The sequence below is a fragment of the Serratia sp. 121840015-1 genome (assembly GCF_053627655.1).
Genome location: NZ_JBSEYF010000001.1, coordinates 536,473 through 555,077, shown reverse-complemented (window position 1 = coordinate 555,077; position 18,605 = coordinate 536,473). Strand labels below are relative to the sequence as shown.

At 62.9% G+C, this 18,605-nt stretch carries 16 protein-coding genes; 7 read left to right on the top strand and 9 right to left on the bottom strand.

Annotated elements, in window-relative coordinates; all coding sequences use genetic code 11:
• Positions 1–9 precede the first annotated feature (9 nt).
• On the top strand, positions 10–957 hold the full coding sequence (locus ACUXAC_RS02710; RefSeq protein ID WP_147840099.1) for a siderophore ABC transporter substrate-binding protein: 948 nt from the start codon (positions 10–12) through the stop codon (positions 955–957).
• 33 nt (positions 958–990) lie between these two features.
• Here the strand turns inward: ACUXAC_RS02710 and ACUXAC_RS02705 are convergent, their stop codons facing one another.
• Both ACUXAC_RS02705 and ACUXAC_RS02700 read right to left on the bottom strand, forming a co-directional pair.
• A complete protein-coding gene (locus ACUXAC_RS02705; protein WP_038877856.1) occupies positions 991–1,779 on the bottom strand; it encodes an ABC transporter ATP-binding protein in 789 nt (262 codons plus the stop codon).
• Positions 1,776–2,858 (bottom strand): FecCD family ABC transporter permease, encoded by a 1,083-nt coding sequence (locus tag ACUXAC_RS02700; RefSeq protein WP_443008419.1) that lies wholly within the window; start codon positions 2,856–2,858, stop codon positions 1,776–1,778. Before ACUXAC_RS02700 ends, ACUXAC_RS02705 begins: the two co-directional genes overlap by 4 nt.
• Before the next feature lie 364 nt (positions 2,859–3,222).
• Between ACUXAC_RS02700 and ACUXAC_RS02695 the strand changes: the two genes are divergently transcribed.
• Positions 3,223–4,323, top strand: a complete 1,101-nt coding sequence (locus ACUXAC_RS02695; RefSeq protein WP_102984366.1) for a GGDEF domain-containing protein — start codon at positions 3,223–3,225, stop codon at positions 4,321–4,323.
• Positions 4,324–4,368: 45 nt separating this feature from the next.
• Here ACUXAC_RS02695 and ACUXAC_RS02690 read toward each other — a convergent pair whose 3' ends face one another.
• From ACUXAC_RS02690 to ACUXAC_RS02680, 3 genes are all read right to left on the bottom strand, one after another.
• Positions 4,369–5,847: an amino acid permease gene (locus ACUXAC_RS02690; protein WP_025160186.1), complete on the bottom strand. Its 1,479-nt coding sequence runs from the start codon at positions 5,845–5,847 to the stop codon at positions 4,369–4,371.
• A gap of 217 nt (positions 5,848–6,064) precedes the next feature.
• Complete coding sequence (gene yieE, locus ACUXAC_RS02685) at positions 6,065–6,931, bottom strand: DNA-binding transcriptional regulator YeiE (protein WP_060439430.1); 867 nt, start codon at positions 6,929–6,931, stop codon at positions 6,065–6,067.
• Positions 6,932–7,037: 106 nt separating this feature from the next.
• Positions 7,038–7,235 (bottom strand): hypothetical protein, encoded by a 198-nt coding sequence (locus tag ACUXAC_RS02680; RefSeq protein ID WP_038877849.1) that lies wholly within the window; start codon positions 7,233–7,235, stop codon positions 7,038–7,040.
• A 193-nt stretch (positions 7,236–7,428) separates the two neighbouring features.
• Here ACUXAC_RS02680 and ACUXAC_RS02675 point away from each other — a divergent pair, with 193 nt between their 5' ends.
• Both ACUXAC_RS02675 and nfo read left to right on the top strand, forming a co-directional pair.
• Complete coding sequence (locus ACUXAC_RS02675) at positions 7,429–8,502, top strand: YeiH family protein (RefSeq protein WP_060420222.1); 1,074 nt, start codon at positions 7,429–7,431, stop codon at positions 8,500–8,502.
• A gap of 101 nt (positions 8,503–8,603) precedes the next feature.
• Positions 8,604–9,443, top strand: a complete 840-nt coding sequence (gene nfo, locus ACUXAC_RS02670; RefSeq protein WP_016926988.1) for a deoxyribonuclease IV — start codon at positions 8,604–8,606, stop codon at positions 9,441–9,443.
• A gap of 19 nt (positions 9,444–9,462) precedes the next feature.
• On the opposite strand, the gene ACUXAC_RS02665 is transcribed toward nfo, so the two are convergent.
• The 4 genes from ACUXAC_RS02665 to fruB form a co-directional block, all read right to left on the bottom strand.
• Positions 9,463–10,056 (bottom strand): DJ-1/PfpI family protein, encoded by a 594-nt coding sequence (locus ACUXAC_RS02665; RefSeq protein WP_454266460.1) that lies wholly within the window; start codon positions 10,054–10,056, stop codon positions 9,463–9,465.
• Positions 10,057–10,218: 162 nt separating this feature from the next.
• Positions 10,219–11,904 (bottom strand): PTS fructose transporter subunit IIBC, encoded by a 1,686-nt coding sequence (fruA, locus tag ACUXAC_RS02660; RefSeq protein ID WP_102984362.1) that lies wholly within the window; start codon positions 11,902–11,904, stop codon positions 10,219–10,221.
• Positions 11,905–11,915: 11 nt separating this feature from the next.
• Positions 11,916–12,857 carry a 1-phosphofructokinase gene (fruK, locus tag ACUXAC_RS02655; protein WP_015378523.1) on the bottom strand — a complete coding sequence of 314 codons (942 nt, stop codon included), beginning with the start codon at positions 12,855–12,857 and terminating at the stop codon, positions 11,916–11,918.
• Positions 12,854–13,987, bottom strand: a complete 1,134-nt coding sequence (fruB, locus tag ACUXAC_RS02650) for a fused PTS fructose transporter subunit IIA/HPr protein (protein WP_060439423.1) — start codon at positions 13,985–13,987, stop codon at positions 12,854–12,856. Before fruB ends, fruK begins: the two co-directional genes overlap by 4 nt.
• Before the next feature lie 247 nt (positions 13,988–14,234).
• Between fruB and ACUXAC_RS02645 the strand changes: the two genes are divergently transcribed.
• The 3 genes from ACUXAC_RS02645 (at position 14,235) to torA (ending at position 18,538) form a co-directional block, all read left to right on the top strand.
• A complete protein-coding gene (locus ACUXAC_RS02645; protein WP_454266459.1) occupies positions 14,235–14,657 on the top strand; it encodes a nucleotide triphosphate diphosphatase NUDT15 in 423 nt (140 codons plus the stop codon).
• Between the two features lie 233 nt (positions 14,658–14,890).
• Positions 14,891–16,051, top strand: a complete 1,161-nt coding sequence (locus ACUXAC_RS02640; RefSeq protein WP_187322611.1) for a NapC/NirT family cytochrome c — start codon at positions 14,891–14,893, stop codon at positions 16,049–16,051.
• Positions 16,052–16,063: 12 nt separating this feature from the next.
• The gene (gene torA, locus ACUXAC_RS02635; RefSeq protein WP_060439419.1) at positions 16,064–18,538 is read left to right on the top strand and encodes a trimethylamine-N-oxide reductase TorA; all 2,475 of its coding nucleotides are present in this window, start codon (positions 16,064–16,066) and stop codon (positions 18,536–18,538) included.
• Positions 18,539–18,605: the final 67 nt, after the last annotated feature.

Below are 18,605 nucleotides of genomic sequence, written 5' to 3'. Positions count from 1 at the left end.
GGAAGCTCCATGAGATTACGCCGCTCCCCCCTGATGATCGCCCTGCTGGCCGCGATGGCGCTGGCGGGTTGCCACAGCAAAACCGACGCGCCGGTGGCGCCGGCCACCGTCAACGTCCAGCACCTGAACGGCAGCACCGAGGTGAAAAAGCACCCGCAGCGCATCGTGGTGCTGGATTACGCCTCGCTTGAAACGCTGCAGCTGTTGGGCGTCGAGCCGCTGGCGCTGCCCGGCAACCGCAAGAACTTGCCGGATAATCTGAAGCGCTATCAGGATGACAAATACCTCAATGCCGGCACCCTGTTCGAGCCGGATATGGCCGTGCTGCGCGCCGCCAAGCCGGATCTGATCCTGATCGCCGGCCGCGCTGCCAAAGCCTATGACGAGCTGAACGCGCTGGCGCCGACGCTGAACATGTCCGTCGATCCGCAGGATCAGTTGGGCAGCCTGAAACAGCGCACGCTGCAGCTGGGCGAGCTGTTCGATAAGCAGCAGCAGGCGCAGGCGGCGGTTGATAAGCTGGATGCGCAGATCGCGGCGGTCAAACCGCAGGCCGCTCAGGCCGGGCGCGGGCTGGTGGTGCTGTTCTCCGGCGGCAAGATCAGCGCCTACGCCCCCAAGAGTCGTTTCAGCTTCGTCTATGACGCCCTCGGCTTCTCGTCTGCGCTGCAGTCCGACGAAAAAGACGTGCGCGGCAACAAGCTGACGCCTGAGCAGGTGGCCAAACTGAATCCGGACTGGCTGTTCGTTATCGACAGAGACGCCGCGACCGGACGGCCGAACGCGGTGGCACCGCAGAAAATCCTTACCGGTACCGCGCTGAAGAAAACCACGGCGGTGAAAAAAGGCCAGGTGGTTTACCTGCCGGCGGCCGAGGTGTATCTGTCCGGCGGCATCGTCACCGCCCAGCACGTCGTCGAACGCGTGAGCGAGGCGCTGAACCACACTGCGCGATAAAGAAAGCCCGGCGATGCCGGGCTTTTTCTTGGGTTAAATCGTCGGCTGGTTTACCAGGCCGTCTATCAGCACCTGCGGCGTGCCCTGCGAGCAGCGTTCGATGCGCCCGCGCACGCCGTAGACCCGCGCCAGGCTCTGTGGCGTAATCACCTGCTCCGGCGCGCCGTCGGCGATCAGATCGCCATCCTGCAGCATCAGCACGTGGTCGCCGTGGCGCAGCGCGATATTGATGTCGTGCACTACCACCACCGTCACGATATTGCGCTTGCGAGTTTCGCGGCGCACCAAATCCATCACATGGAACTGATAGTTGAGATCGAGCGCGCTCAGCGGCTCATCCAGCAGCAGCAGCGAGGGCTGACGGATCAGCGACTGCGCCAATCCCACCAGCTGTTTCTGGCCGCCGGACAGTTGATCGAGGTAGCTCAGCGCCAGGTGCGCGATGCCCAACTGCTCCAGCAGGGCCATCACTTCCGCTTCGCTGCCGGCGTTGCTGCGGCCGCCCGAGGCGCGCTGCGCCACGATGATCGACTCCAGCACGTGCAGATGCACCCCGGCGGGCAGCGACTGCGGCAGATAGACCACTTTCTCCGCCCGACGGGCGAACGGCATCTGCATCAGATCGCCGTCGTCCAGCCACAGCTTGCCCTGCGCCGGGTTCAGCCCGGCCAGCGAGCGCAGCAGCGTCGATTTGCCGCTGCCGTTCGGCCCCAGCAGCACGGTGATTTGCCCGCGCGGCAGCATCGGCACCGAGAGATCGTCGATCACCGGGCGCTTCGGGTAGCCCGCCGAGAAGTTTTCTATTCGTAAGCCCTGGATCATACGTTCCCCCGGTGGCGCAGAATAATGCTCAGGAAGAACGGCACCCCGACCAGCGACGTGACGATGCCCACCGGAATGATCACCCCGGGCACCAGATTTTTCGACGCCACCGAGGCCATCGACAGCACCAGCGCGCCAATCAGCGCGCTGGCCGGCAGATAGAAGCGGTGATCTTCGCCGAAGATCATGCGGGCGATGTGCGGCGCCACCAGGCCGATAAAGCCGATCGGCCCGACGAAGGCCACCGCCAGCGCCGAGAGAATGCTGATGCGCAGCAGCGTGGCCAGCCGCAGACGGCGCACATCGATACCGAAGCTCACCGCCCGATCTTCACCCAGACGCAGCGCGGTCAGTTTCCACGAGCTCATCATCGACAGCGGCAGCAGCACGGCGAAAACGCCGAACAGGATGCCCAGCTTGTCCCACGAGGCGCGCGCCAGGCTGCCCATGGTCCAGAATACCAGCCCCTGCAGCGTGTCCTCGCTGGCGATGAACTGCATCATCGATACCAGCGCGTTGAAGGTAAACACCAGCGCGATGCCGAACAGCACCACGCCGGAGGTGGCGACCCGCGTCCAGCGCGTGATGCCGTCGAGCATCAGCGCGGCGAACAGCGCAAAGATAAAGGCGTTGGCGGAGATGAACCACTGATCGGGAATGCCCGGAATGCCGATGCCGAGCACGATCGCCAGCGCGGCGCCAAAGGCCGCGGCGGAAGACACGCCGAGGGTAAAGGGGCTGGCCAGCGGGTTATTCAGGATGGTCTGCATTTCCGCCCCGGCCAGGCCGAGCGCAAAGCCCACCACCACCGCCATCAGCGCATAAGGCAACCGGATGTCCCAGACGATCACCCGCGTGCCGGCATCGGCCGCGGCGGGATCGAGCAGCGTTTGCCATAAGGACGACAGCGACAGCCCGGACGGCCCCATGGTGAAATCCAGCAGCAGCGAGCCCAGGATTGCCAGTGCCAACGCGCCCATCATCAACAGGCGATGGCGAAGAATATGCTGATAACGCCCCATCACGCCGGCGTCGGGTTGCCCCTTGGCTTCAGTCGTGGGATCGGTGGATACGCTCATTAGTTAGGATACCTGTTACAACCATCATGACAGCGGCGCGAAAGCATCCGCCGTAAACCGGAAAGCGCGCAGCGACAGCCTACGCGCAGCCGTCAACAATAAAGCAAACGATAATACTTATCAATCATATCAATAGGTGAAAACGGCGTTATGAAAATGTAATAAATTGTTTTCTATCGCCATTTTTCATCCCCTCGCCTTTACCCCACCAACGGCCATTAGGTTCATTATTCTGAAAGTTATTCCTGATCCGACCAGAGTCTGACAAATAACGAAAAAACCACTTAGAATCCAAAACCACAGCACCGCGCGTGCAAAAAACCTTCAGGCCGCCGCAAGAGCGGCCTTTATTGACGAGGCTGTAATGAGAAGTCCATCTCCGGCGGTAACGCCCAAACGCCCGGCGCTGCTGAACTGGCTGTTGTACAGCCCGCTGCACGCCGACGACGAGCCGTTTCAACGCCAGCTGCGGCTCACGCTGACGCCCTCTCCCCTCACCCCCTGGCTGAATGCCGTGGGGCCGGCGGCGCTGTTGGTGGGATACGCCTGGCTGAACCAGCGGCTGGTCGGCATCGGTTTGCTGCTGCTGCTGTTGCTGTTAACCGCCGGACGCGCCGGATTGGCGCAGCGGCGCCAACCCGCCTGGCCGGACGCCATGCTGGTGACGGTGCTGCTGTGGATGCTGCTGGTCGGCGCCAGCGCCGCGCTGGCGATGCTGTCAGGCCGCTTCGTTTTAATCCTGTTCGCCGGGCTGACGATCACCGCCCTGGCCTGCTGGCTGATGCAGCGCCACGCCGCCGCGCCGCGCTTCGCGCTGCTTGAGGTGATCGCGCTGACGCTGCCCTACCTGCTGGCGGCGCCGCTGTCGCGCGTGCAAAACCTGTTTGTCCTGGCGGACCTCGCGCCGCTGTGGCTGGTGCTGGCCCATGGCATGATCGCTCGCTACCACCGTCAGCGGGTACAGCACGTCACGCTGGCTTGGGAGAAGCAGCAGGCGTCGCACCGCGATCGCCTGACCGGCTTCCTCAACCGAGCGGGCGGCGAGGTGGTGATGCGCAGCATCTGCCGCCCCGCAGCAGCGCAGACGATCTCCCACCTGTTCATTCTTGAGTTCGGTCCGCTGGCTGCGCTCTACCAAAGCCACGGCGTCCAGATTGGCGATGACGTGCTGCGCACCGTCGGCGAGCGCCTCAAGACGCTGATCCGCCCCAGCGACTACGTCTGCCGCTATACCGGCGGCCTGTTTTTGATACTGGTGCACGATCTGCCCTACGGCGCGGAAAGCGAGTTCCTCGCGCGCATCGTGCCGCCGCTGGAGGCACCCTACGATTTTGGCGCGTTCGGCGAGGTGAACATGCAGCTCAACGCCGGCATTTTGGCGCTGACGCAGGATTATGCGACGGTGGAAAATTTGATGAGCTCGGCGCAGCAGGCGCTGGCGGAAGCCAAAGGCGGGAAAAAGTAAAACCACACGCGGCGGGAACCCCCGCCGCGTCTCACTCTCCGAAAATTACTTCACGTCCATCTTCGGGAATTCCATTTCGCTGTACTTCACGACGCGGGTGCCGCGCGACAGCTTGTAACCAAACCAGATCAGCAGGAACAGCGGAATGCCGATGTAGGTCGCGGTCACGCCGTACCAGTCGATCTTGTCTTGCAGGAAGGCCTGGTAGTTCTGGCCCAGGGTAATGATCAGGCACAGCACGAAGGCGAAGATCGGCCCCAGCGGGAAGAACCCGGAACGGTACGGCAAGTCGTTCAGATCGCGCCCCTGCAGCATGTAACCGCGACGGAAGCGATAGTGGCTGATGGCGATGCCCAACCAGGCGATGAAACCGGTCATGCCCGAGGTATTCAGCAGCCACAGGTAAACCGACTGGTTGCCGAACATCGACGTCAGGAAGCACAGCCCGGCCACCACGCAGGTCGCGTACAGCGCGTTGCGCGGCACGCCGCCTTTCGACAGCTTGGCGAAGATGCGCGGCGCCTTGCCTTCCGACGCCAGGGTGAACAGCATGCGGGTAGAGGCGTACATGCCCGAGTTACCGGCCGACAGCACCGCCGTCAGGATCACCGCGTTCATCACCGCCGCCGCCGACAGCAGGCCGGCATGCTGGAACACCAGGGTGAACGGGCTGACGCTGATGTCCTTCACGTCGTTGCGCAGCAGGCTCGGATCGGTATACGGAATGATCAGGCTGATGATCAGAATGGCGAAGATATAGAACAGCAGGATACGCCAGAACACCTGACGCACCGCGCGCGGGATGTTTTTACCCGGGTTTTCCGATTCGCCGGCCGCGATGCCGATGAGTTCGGTGCCCTGGAACGAGAAGCCGACGATCATGGCCACGCCGATCATCGCCGAGAAGCCACCGGCGAACGGCGCGTCCCCTATCGTCCAGTTCTGCCAGCCGGCGTGCTCGCCACCCTTCAGAATGCCGACGATCATCAGCACGCCGACGGCGATGAAGATAATCACGGTGCTGACCTTGATCAGCGCGAACCAGTATTCCGCCTCGCCGAACCCTTTCACCGAAATGTAGTTCAGCAGGAACATCAGGCCGAGGAACAGCGCGCTCCAGATCCAGCCGGGGGTGTCCGGGAACCAGTAGCTCATCACCAACTGCGAGGCCACCAGATCAACGGCGATGGTCACCGCCCAGTTGTACCAGTAGTTCCAGCCCAGCGCGAAGCCGAAGCCTTCTTCCACGTATTTGGCGCCGTAAGTGGAGAATGAACCGGAGACCGGCATAAAGGCCGCCAGTTCGCCCAGGCTGGTCATCAGGAAGTACACCATCAAACCGATCAGCGCGTAAGACAACAGCGCCCCGCCGGGGCCTGCCTGAGAAACCGTGGCCCCCGAGGCGACGAACAGGCCGGTGCCGATGGAGCCGCCGATGGCGATCATGGTCAAATGCCGGGCTTTCAGCTCGCGGCGCAATCCGGGTGCTTGCTGCCCCGATGTTTTTATATCCTGCTGAGCCATTCGTACCCTATCTGCTCTTTGAAAAATGAGGGCGGATTGTAACAAATACCCGCCGGTGAACTAGCAACATTGCACTGATATAAGATAGCTTCATAATTCAGAGGCAATTATTAGCCGCGGCCCTTATGGCCTTACTTACTCTCATTAATGTGAGCGCGCGCAGGTTTTTATGCTTTTTCCGGCCTGCGCGGCAGCAGAGGGCGTGACGCGCTGCCGATTACAGCGCGCAATAGCTGAGAAAACGCTGTAATGCGTTGGAAATGTGCTTTTGCCGATGGCGGATCAGGTACAGGGTGCGCCGCAGCGGCGGCAGCGGTACCGGCAGTTCTACCAGCGCGCCGCTGGCCAGCTGTTCCGCCACCACCCGCCGCGACAGGCAGCTGATGCCGATGCCGTGCCGCACCGCGTGCTTGATAGCCTCCGAGTTGCCGAGCTCCATCACCAGCTGGAAGTGCGGCAGGTGCGCCAACAGCAGATGATCCAGCACCTCGCGGGTGCCCGAACCGCGCTCGCGCAAGATCCACGACGCATTGGCCAACGCCTCGAGCGTCGGCGGTTGACGGGTCAGCGGGTTGTCCGGCGCGGCGAACACCACCAGCTCGTCCTCCAGCCACGGCTGCGTCACCAGCTCCGGCATATGGCAAGGCCCTTCGATCAGCCCCAGATCGACGCGGAAATCCGCCACCGCTACGATCACGTCCTGGCTGTTGCCGACGTTCAGCTCCAGCGGCGTGGCCGGAAAGTCCCGGCGGTAACGGGCGATCATCTCCGGCAGCATGTAGTTGCCGATGGTACTGCTGGCGGCGATGCGCAGCGCCCCGCCGTCATGGCGAAACAGCTGCTCGATCTCCCCCGCCTGCTCCAGCAGCGCCAGCGCCTTGGGATACAACAACCGGCCGTGCTCGTTGATCACCAGCCGTTTGCCGACGCGATCGAACAGCTGCACGCCCAGTTGCCCCTCCAGATCCGCCAGCGCCGCGCTGACCGCCGACTGCGACAGCGCCAGCACCACCGAGGCCTGAGTGGTCGAACCGCTTTTCAGCACTTCGGTGAAGACTTCCAGTTGACGCAACGTGATATGCATAGCCGTCCCGGTAGTGAAAAAGGGTTCTGCCAGAGAACCACAAAATGATGTCAACATGATGTGGGTAGCCCGGCGAGGCTACCCGGTTTACGGCCAATTCGGCCCGTTACTTGCCCAAGGCGACCAGCTGCGCCGCCGCGGCCAGCACCGCCTCGCGCGGCGTGCCGGCTTCGTCCCGCTGTATTAATTGCAGCATCGCCACCAGGCGATCGCGATCGACCACCTTGTTTTCTTCAATCAACCGCCGCACCGCGCGCCCCACTTCCTGGTCTATCTGCTCTCTGCGTTGATCGTCGGTATCCATCGCCTGCTCCTGTTCAGTTGGAAAGTTGACGGCGGCTCGCCGCTCCTCCTCACCCTAGCCGCAATGCGGCTTTATGCCAATGCCTGACGCCATACCACTTATTCAGATAGGTTATAAATATATAATCAATTTCTCTTTTATTCAGCCCAAACGTACTCTTAGCAGCAAGAAACAGACTGAAGGACTGACTTTTATGGCGACTGATACCACTCACACTTATCCCGAGCGACGCTTTCCGCTGTTCGGCCTGCCGCGCCTGGTGCCGGGGCTGGCGCTCACCGGCGCGCTCACCGCGCTGGCCGTCTGGGCCGGCGACATTCCCTGGGTGGCGGAGCTGGGCCTGGGGGCGCTGACGCTGGCGATCCTGTTCGGCATTCTGGTGGGCAACACGCTGTATCCCCGCTGGCAAACCGTTTGTCACGGCGGCGTACAGCTGGCCAAACAACGCCTGCTGCGTCTGGGCATTATCCTTTACGGCTTCCGCCTGACCTTTCAGCAAATCGCCGACGTGGGCGCCAGCGGCATCATCATCGATGCGCTGACCCTGACCACCACCTTCCTGCTGGCCTGCTGGCTCGGCAAGAAAGTGTTTGGCATCGACAGCCAGACCGCGATGCTGATCGGCGCCGGCAGCAGCATTTGCGGCGCGGCGGCGGTGATGGCCACCGAGCCGGTGCTGAAGGCCGACTCCAGCAAAGTGGCGGTGGCGGTCTCGACCGTGGTGGTGTTCGGCACCCTGGCGATCTTCGCCTACCCATGGCTGTATCAGCTGAATGAACACTTCCAGTGGCTGCCGTTCAGCCAGGAAACCTTCGGCATCTACGCCGGCTCCACCATCCACGAAGTGGCTCAGGTGGTTGCGGCCGGGCACGCCATTGGGCCGGACGCCGAAAATGCGGCGGTGATCGCCAAGATGATCCGCGTGATGATGCTGGCGCCGTTCCTGCTGCTGCTGTCGGGCTACATCAGCCGCGGCAGCGCAGGCAAGGCGGAAAAATCCGCCATCACCATTCCGTGGTTTGCCGTGCTGTTTATCGCCGTCGCCGGGCTGAACTCCTTCAACCTGCTGCCGGCCACGCTGGTGCACCATCTGATCACCGCCGACACCTGGATGCTGGCGATGGCGATGGCGGCGTTGGGGCTGACCACCCACATCAGCGCCGTGCGCCAGGCCGGGATGAAACCGATTCTGTTGGCCACGCTGCTGTTCGTCTGGCTGCTGGTCGGCGGCGGCGCGATAAACCAGCTGGTGCAACACTGGCTCTAATCATCCCCTTCAGCGGCCCGCTTCGGCGGGCCGCCGCTTTTCATCATTCAATCCGCCCGCCATCAATGCCATAATGTCACCGATAACACAGGAGAATGAAGATGAAGTTTGTCGGTGCACATGTCAGCGCGTCAGGCGGCGTGGATCAGGCGGTTATCCGCGCGCACGAATTGGAGGCGACCGCGTTCGCCCTGTTCACCAAAAATCAGCGTCAATGGAAGGCCGCGCCGCTGGCCGCCGACGTGATCGATAAGTTCAAGAGCGCCTGCGCGCAGTACGGCTTCGGGCCGGGGCAAATCCTGCCGCACGACAGCTACCTGATCAACCTGGGCCACCCGGTGGCCGAGGCGTTGGAAAAATCGCGCGAGGCGTTTATCGACGAGTTGCAGCGCTGCGAACAGCTGGGGCTAACGCTGCTGAACTTCCACCCGGGCAGCCACCTGCTGCAAATCGATGAAGACAAGTGCCTGGCGCGCATCGCCGAATCGATCAACATCGCGCTGGACAAAACCGCCGGCGTGACGGCGGTGATCGAAAACACCGCCGGCCAGGGCAGTAACCTGGGCTTCAAATTCGAACATCTGGCGGCGATCATCGACGGCGTGGAAGACAAGAGCCGCGTCGGCGTTTGCATCGACACCTGCCACGCCTTCGCCGCCGGATACGATCTGCGTACCGAAGAAGAGTGCGAGCGCACTTTTAAGCAGCTTGGCGACATCGTCGGTTTCAACTACCTGCGCGGCATGCACCTGAACGACGCCAAGAGCGAGTTCAACAGCCGCGTCGACCGCCACCACAGCCTGGGAGAGGGCAACATCGGCAAAACGGTGTTCAGCTACATCATGCGCGATCCGCGTTTCGACAATATCCCGCTGATTCTGGAAACGGTAAATCCGGATATCTGGGCGGAAGAGATCGCCTGGCTGAAGGCACAGCAGTAACCCACCTCTGGCCGCTCGCCTAGGCGCGAGCGGTTTCCCCCACCGCGTGCTCCGCCGCCAGCATGGCGCTGAGCTGGCGCAGCGTCTCTTCATCCAGGCCCGCAGCCCTGAACACGGCGGTGGTAAAGCTGACCGGCGCCGATCCCGGTGCCGTAATGACACGGTCATCCACGACGGCGGCGGCGCTCGCAACGAAATGGCGCTGCCCGGTGTAGCCCTCAGCATGGCGCGTCAAAAACCCAGCATCGTTGGAGGTATGCGCCCTGCCGTTCAACAGGCCGGCCCGCGCCAGCGCCAACGTTCCACCGCAAATGCCCGTCAAGGTTGCGCCGCCTTGAAACTGCTCGTTGAGCAACGCGCTGATATCCGGTGCCCGTTCGGTTTCCCATAGAGTGCCACCGACCACCACCAGCACCTCGGGGCGCCAATCCGCCAATTCGGCCACGCCTTTTTCAACCTCTACCGTCAGCCCGCCCTGTGAGCGAAACTTTCCGACCTGCGGCGCAAAAAACGCTACCTCCAGCCCATAAAACGGGCCGCCAACGCCGGCAATCAGCGCGTATTCCCAATCGGCGAAACCGGATGCCAGTACGATCGCCACTTTTTTAGCCACGGATGAATCTCCTTGAGTCATTCCTTGTTCGCATGAACAAAGTCGCGCTGTCAGCTTAGAAAGCGTTGTGGCTTTTGGCCAGGGGTAAATCGTGCTAACTGCCTCAACCACAAACAAAAACGCGCAGCCCAGGGCTGCGCGTTTTAGCGATACCGACGTCAGTTACGCCGCGGCGGCCACCGACGTTTCAGCACGCTTCAGCAGGGCATAAGCCACGCCCGCCAGCAGGGTACCGGCGGCGATCGCCACCAGATACAGCAGCACCGGCGTGATTGCCCCCGGGATCAACAGCACGAACAGCCCGCCGTGCGGCGCCATCAGTTTGGCACCGAACGCCATCGACAGCGCACCGGTCAGCGCACCGCCGGCGATGCAGCAAGGCAGCACGCGCATCGGATCGCGGGCGGCGAACGGGATCGCCCCTTCAGAGATAAAGCACAGGCCCAGCACCAGCGCCGCTTTGCCGCCTTCCCGTTCGGATTTCTCGAACTTGTGGCGCGCCAGCAGCGTCGCCAGCCCCATCGCCAGCGGAGGCACCATGCCGGCGGCCATGATCGCCGCCATTGGCGCATACACCGAGGAGCTGAGCAGCGCCACGCCAAAGGCGTAGGCCGCTTTGTTCACCGGGCCGCCCATGTCGGTACACATCATCGCGCCGAGAATCGCCCCCAGCAGCACCGCGTTGGCGGTGCCCAGCGACTGCAGCCAATGGGTCAGACCTTCCATGATTTTCGCGACCGGCGTGCCGACTACGTAAATCATGATGAGGCCGGTGATCAGGCTGGCCACCAGCGGAATGATCAGGATTGGCTTCAGCGCTTCCATACTTTGCGGCAGGCGCAGCTTGCTGCTGATCGCCTTGGCGACGTAACCCGCCAGGAAACCGGCAATGATGCCGCCGAGGAACCCGGCGCCGGTGCTCACGGCCAGCATGCCGCCGATCAGGCCCGGCGTCAGGCCCGGGCGATCCGCGATGGAGAAGGCGATGAAACCGGCCAATACCGGCACCATCAGCGCAAAGGCGGAGCCGCCGCCGATCTGCATCAGCGCCGCCGCCAACGTGCCTTTGACTTCAAACGCCTTGATGCCGAACACGAACGACAGCGCGATACACAGACCGCCGGCCACCACCATCGGCAGCATGTAGGACACGCCGGTCAGCAGGTGGCGATACGGGCCGTTGCCCTCTTTCTTTTTACCCGCCGGCGCCGCACTGCCGCGCTGCTGCGGCTGGAACACCTCGGCCTCGGCCAGCGCCTTGTCCAGTTCCTGGGCGGTTTTCTTCAGCGCCAGGCCGGTGGAAGTGCGGTACATCGGCTTACCGGCAAACTTATCCAGATCCACCTCGATATCCGCCGCGACGATCACCAGATCCGCCGCCGCCACTTCTTCCGGGGTGATGGCGTTGCCGGCGCCGACGGAGCCGCGCGTTTCCACCTTCACCCACCAGCCGCGTTTCTTCGCTTCGCTTTCAATGGCTTCGGCCGCCATAAAGGTGTGCGCCACGCCGGTTGGGCAAGCGGTGATCGCCACGATGCGTTTTTGCCCATCGGCTTTCACCGGCGCCACCGCCTGCGGTGCCTGATAGGTTTCAGCTTCGGCCTTGGCGCGCGCCAGAAAAGCCTCCGGCTCACGCACCGCCTGCTCTACGTCGCCCACATACACCAATTTGCCGTTCAGCCCGGCGTCAGCAGGGGCAGACTGCCCCGCCACCGCCACCAGTTCGGCGTCCTGCAGCGACTCGACCAGCGTCAGGCCGGTTTTGGCCGCGGCAGCCTCCAGCATGCGTTTCGCCAGGTGGCCACGGGCCTGCCCCAGCGAACTGTCTACCATCAGCAGCGTTTTCATTCTGCCTCCTGCTATTGATTGAAAGGTTTCAGATCGACGCGCGCCATCATCGCGGCCAACTGGGGACGATCGGTCACGCCAACGTTGCTCTGGCTGACCGCCAGCGCCGCTACCGCCGTGGCCAGACGCAGGGTATGTTCACTGGATTCGCGCATCAGCAGGCCGTAAATCAGGCCCCCGACCATCGAATCGCCGGCGCCCACGGTGCTGACCACCTCACAGGACGGCGGTTTGGCGATCCAGGCGCCGGACGCGTTAACCCACAGCGCGCCTTCCGCGCCGAGGGAGATCACCACGTGGGCGATGCCCTGTTCGCGCAGCGCATGCGCGGCCTCGACCACGTCCGCCAGCGTCGGCAGCGGGCGGCCGGCCCAGATTTCCAGCTCGCGGCGGTTCGGCTTCACCAGCCACGGCGAGGCCTTCAGCCCGGCGACCAGCGCTTCGCGGCTGCTGTCGAAAATGATGCACGGGCACTTGGCGCGCAGCTGGGTCATCCAGTCGGTAAAGGCATCGGGATCGACACCGGCCGGCAGGCTGCCGCTCACCGCCACCATGTCGAACTGGCCCAGCCAGCTCAGCGAGTCGCTGACGAAGCGATCCCAGTCCTGCGGCGTCACTTCAAAACCGGAGAAGTTGAAGTCGGTCACTTCACCGTCTTTTTCCGTCAGCTTGACGTTGATGCGGGTGCGGCCCGGCACCACCTGGAAGCGGTTGGCGATCCCCAGATCGCTGAACAGCAGCTGGAAACCGTCCTGATTGTCTTTGCCCAGGAAACCGCCGACGGTGACGTCGATGCCCAAATCCTTCAACACTTTGGCGACGTTGATACCCTTACCGGCGGCGTGCAGGCCGGCGGTTTTTACCCGGTTGACTTCCCCGCGCTCGATCTGCGGGCAGAAACCCACCAGATCGTACGCCGGGTTCAAGGTGATCGTTGCTACTCTTCTGCTCATGCTGCGCCCTCGCCCAGTCCTTCATTAATCGCTTCGCCAATCGCCTTCAGCGCGGCTTCAGCATCTTCTCCATTGGCGGTAAAGCGCAGGTGATGCCCTTTCTTCACGCCCAGCGCCACCACCTTCATCAGGCTGCGCCCGTTGGCCGGCTTACCGCTGCCGTCCAGGTTGGTGACGGTGATGTCACTGTTGAAACTTTTGATCACGTTGACCAGCGCCGTGCCCGGCCGTGCGTGCAGGCCGTGCTCGTTGCGGATCACAAACTCGGCGCTCAGCACGCTGCTTTCCTCGGCCACTTCGCTGGTCAGCAGCGCCAGCACCCCGGCGGCATCCGCCTTCAGCAGGCGTTCAGCTTTGTTGGCCAGCAGCAGGTCGCTGAGGTAGTTGAGCACCGCCAGCGGCTGCGCATCGGCAACCGACACCGTCAGCAGCAGCGCCACCGGCTCGCCGTCTTCCACGAAAGCCTGCGCCGGACGGCTGACGGTGGCCGCGCTGGCCAGGTTGCCTTCGACGCTGTCGCTCAGCCAGATGCCCTGCCCCAGGTTCAGCGGCTTGCGGGTGATGGCATCGCTGACGAACTGCGCGTTGACCGCGCCGGCCTTTTGCAGCCGGCCGGCATTCAGCGCCTGCAGCGTCATCAGGCTGTCGGCCGCGACGTCGAGCGCAATCAGCGAAACGTCAAACTGGAATTCGGCGCTCTGCTGTTCGCCCATCAGCAGGCTGCGCAGCTCTTCCGCGGAGGTGGTTTTCGCCAGCCGCTCCGCCACGCTGTCATCGCTCAGCACGTGCGTGAGCTGGCGCAGCAGCGCCAAATGCTCGTCGGAGCGGGCGGCAATGCCGATCGCCACATAGGCGGTCTGGCCTTCGCCCCAGGCGATGCCCTGCGGGAACTGGAATACCTGCACGCCGGTTTTCAGCACCAGATCGCGGGTATCGGTGGTGCCGTGCGGAATGGCGATGCCGTTGCCCAGATAGGTGGACGTCTGCAGTTCGCGCTGCAGCATGCCGTCCACGTAACCGGCGCTGACGCAGCCCGCTTCGGTCAGGGCGGCGGCCACCTGGCGGATGGCCTCCTGCTTACCGTCGGCAGCGGCGCCCAGATGAATGTCTTGCGGTGACAACTGGAACATGATTCTCCTCTCCTGCTGAATTGAATCGTTTCAGCTTCATTGAGAAAAAGGAGCGTTACCCGCTCGTCACAAGCGGCCGGATAACGCTGAAACGTTTCAAGGAGTGTGTAAGCAGCGCTAGGTGAAAGCAAGCTTTCTCCCTTTCGCCATTGCAGATTTTTGAGCTTACGCACACTTTCGCCGGCGCATTGGTCAGCGCCGGGGCAAAATGACATACTGTGCTGAAACTTTGCTGACGGAGAAAAGCATGAACGTAGTGACGGGCGTCGGGGTGATCATCGTCAACCCGCAGGGCGAGATTTTGTTGGGCAAACGCTGCGGCCCGCACGCGCCCTTTTGGTCGATCCCCGGCGGGCATCTGGAGGCCGGCGAAACCTTCGAGCAGTGCGCCCAGCGCGAAATCGCCGAAGAGACCGGGTTGCTTATCGACCCGCCGCGCTTCGTGGGCGTCAGCAACAATCTGCAAACCTGGCGCGCCGAAGGCAAACACACGGTGTCTATTTGCCTGCAGGTGGATCATCCCGGCGGCAGCGCCGAGTTGAAAGAACCTGAAAAGTGCGCCGAGTGGCGCTGGTGCGCGCCAGACGCCCTGCCGGAGCCGCATTTCGAAGCCAGCCGCACCGCCATCCGCCTGTGGCTGAGCGGCCAGGCCTATGTGCCCACGGCCTGACCCATCGCGAGCGCATGTTGCGCTCGCTTCCTCTGCCGCACTGCCTCAACGCTATATAAATTAGAATATAACGCTATTTTTTGCGATATATGCCCTTTTTTTGACTACGGATAACCCTATGGGGTTAACCCTCTTCTATTATTACCCCTGCAATCGACGTGGCATTCTGACCTCCGGTCGGCGGCCTTTTGGCAAGATTTTATTTTAAATTCATAATTATAAGCGGGTTTACCATGAGCAAAAAACTGACTGGCTTTGAAAAAAAGCGCCGGTGGGGGTGGCTATGGCTTTTGCTGCTGGGGATTATCCTCGGCGCGGCGCTGTTGGCCGGGACCGCCACCGTCTTCCATAAAACCAGCGATACCGCCTTCTGCGTTTCCTGCCACACCATGCAACAACCGCTGGCCGAATATCAGGGCAGCGTCCACTTCCAAAACACCAAGGGCATCCGCGCCGAGTGCGCCGACTGCCACGTGCCGCACCAGCCGATTGATTACCTGTGGACCAAAATCCGCGCGGTGAAAGACATTTACGGCGAGATGGTCGGCACCATCGATACGCCGGAAAAATACGAAGCGCACAAGCTGGCGATGGCGCAGTCGGTCTGGAAAACGCTGAAAGAGAACGACTCGGCCACCTGCCGCTCCTGCCACAGCTACGACGCCATGGACATCACCGCCCAGCGCCCTGAGGCGCGCCTGCAGCACCCGGTGGCGATCAAACAGGGCGAGACCTGCATCGACTGCCATAAGGGCGTGGCCCACATCCTGCCGGACATGAGCGGCGAAACCCAGGCCGGCGCCGCCGAGCTGGCGAAGGCCGCGGCGCTGACCGCACCGGACGCCACCACCCTTTACACCATCGCCACCGAGCCGTTCTTCCTCGGCGCCAACGACAGCCATAACGCCGGCAACCTGATGCCGTCCACCGAAGTGCAGGTGGTTAAGCAGCAGGGCGACAAGGTGCTGGCCACCGTCAGCGGCTGGCAGCAGGACGGCGTCAGCGAAGTGTTCTACGCCGCGCAGGGCAAACGCATCCTCAGCGTGCTGCTGGGTGAAGACGCGCGCCAACAGCTGAAGACCGCCTCCACCCAGACCGATGCGGAAACCGGCCTGGTCTGGCATCAGGTTTCTCTGCAGGTGTGGCTGCCGCGTAAACAGTTGATCGACGATCAGCAAAAAATCTGGCGCTACGCCGCGGACATGATGTCGGCCAACTGCACCGGTTGCCACGGGCTGACCGCGCTCGATCGCTTCAACGCCAACCAATGGATCGGCGTCATCAAAGGCATGGCGCCGCGCACCTCGCTGACGCAGGAACAGCTGCGCGTGCTGACGCAATACGTACAAAAACACGCCAGCGACATGCCACCTGCCGCACCGGCCAAGCTTTAAGGGAGAAGCGTAATGAGCAAACAACAACCGTTAACAATGAGCCGCCGCCGCTTCCTGACCGGGGCCGCCGCGCTGGCCGCCGCCCCGCTGCTGGCAGGCTTATGGCCCAAAGCGGCGCTGGCGCAGGCCATCAGCGAAGCGCTGCCGCAATTCATCGTCTTGCGTCAGGCGCAAAAAGGCATTCTGACCGGCGCCCACTGGGGCGCATTCGAGGCCATCGTGCAAGACGGCAAGATGGTCGGCGTGCAGCCGGTGCAGGACGATCCGTACCCCAATGAGCTGATCACCATGGCGCCTTATCAGGTGCACGCCGAGAACCGCATCAAATACCCGATGGTGCGTAAAAGCTGGCTGGAAGGCGGCCCCGGCAGCCATACCGAGCTGCGCGGCCGCGACGAGTGGGTGCGCGTCAGCTGGGACAAAGCGACCGAGCTGGTGTGCAATGAGATCGTTCGCCTGCAAAAAGATCACGGGCCGCAGTCGATCTACGCCGGTTCCTACGGCTGGAAAAGCGTCGGCATGCTGCACAACAGCCGCACGCTGCTGCAGCGCCTGATGAACCTGACCGGCGGTTTCCTCGGCTACGCCGGCGACTACTCCACCGGCGCGGCGCAGGTGATCATGTCGCACGTGGTCGGTTCGATGGAGGTCTACGAACAGCAGACCGCCTGGCCGAACGTGATCGAGAACAGCGAGCTGGTGATCCTGTGGGGCTGCAACCCGATGGTCACGCTGAAAAACAGCTGGAACGTGCCGGATCACGTCGGCCAGACCGGCTTCGAGGCGCTGAAGAAGAAAGGCACCCGGGTGATCAGCATCGATCCGGTGCACAGCGACAGCGCCAAATTCGTCAATGCGCAGTGGATCGCCCCGCGTCCTTATACCGACGGCGCCATGCTGATCGGCATCGCCCACACGCTGCTGACCGAGAAGCTGCATAACCCGGACTTCCTGAAAACCTACACCGTCGGCTTCGACAAGTTCCAGGCCTACCTGCTGGGCGAGAGCGACGGCGTGGCGAAAACCGCCGAATGGGCGGCCGACATCAGCGGCGTCGATGCCGACACGCTGCGCGGTCTGGCGCGCGAGATGGCGAAGCATCGCACCATGATCATGGGCGGCTGGGGCATTCAGCGCCAGCACCACGGCGAACAGCAGCACTGGCTGCTGGTGACGGTGGCGGCGATGCTCGGCCAGATCGGCCTGCCGGGCGGCGGCTTCGGCTTCAGCTACCACTATTCCTCCGGCGGCAGCCCGACCGCCAAGGGCGGCATCATCGCCGGCATCTCCGCCGGCAACGCGCCGAAGAACTCCCCGGCGCCGATCCCGGTGGCGCGCATCGCCGAATGCCTGAGCAATCCGGGCAAAACCATCGACTTCAACGGTGCCAAGGTCACTTACCCTGAGGTGAAAATGGTGTATGTGGCGGGCGGCAACACCTTCCACCAGCATCAGGACACCAATAACCTGGTCAAAGCCTGGCAGCGGCCGGACACCATCGTGGTCAACGAGCCTTACTGGACCGCTACCGCCAAGCATGCCGACATCGTGCTACCGGCCACCACCAGCTACGAGCGCAACGATCTGGAAATGGGCGGCGACTATTCGCAGCTCTATGTGTTCCCGATGCATCAATGCGTGCCGCCGCAGCACGAGTCGCGCAGCGACTTCGACATCTTCTCGGCGATGGCGGCCAGGCTGGGCGTGCAGGAGGCCTTTACCGAGGGCAAAGACGAAACCCAGTGGCTGAAAGGCATGTACGACGACATGAAGAACCAGGCGCGCGCGGCCCGGGTGGCGCTGCCGCCGTTCGACATGTTCTGGCAATCCAACAACTACGTGCGCTTCCCGGTGCCGGAGGCCAACACGCAGTGGGTGCGCTTCGCCGACTATCGCGACAACCCGCTGTTGAACCCGCTGGGCACGCCGTCGGGCAAGATCGAGATCTACTCCGACGCCATCGCCAAAATGCATTACGAGGATTGCCCCGGCATCCCGACCTGGATGCCGCCGCACGAGTGGTATCGCGGGCCGGAAGCGGCCAAATATCCGCTGTCGCTCAATACCGCGCACCCGACCAACCGGCTGCACTCTCAGCTCGACAACACGCCGCTGCGCGAGAAATACGCGGTAGCGGATCGTGAAGCTATCCTGATCCATCCGCAGGACGCGCAGCCGCGCGGCATCAGCGGCGGCGATCTGGTGCGGGCGTTCAACGATCGTGGCCAGATCCTGGTGGGCGCGGTGGTCAGCGAAGACGTGCGACCGGGCGTGGTGCGCATCAGCGAAGGTGCCTGGTTCGATCCGGCCGATCCGGCGCAACCCGGCTCGCTGTGCAAGAACGGCAACGTCAACTGCCTGACCTTCGACATCGGCTCTTCCAGCCTGGCGCAGGGCAACTGCGGGCAGATGGCGCAGCTGCAGATCGAGAAGTATCGGGGGCCGGTATTGAAAAATACCGCGCACGCGGTGCCACAAGGCGCCTGATTTACCGGCAAGCAAAGGGGCGCGACGCGCCCCTGAGGTTGATGACAAACCTCATGTCATTGCCCGG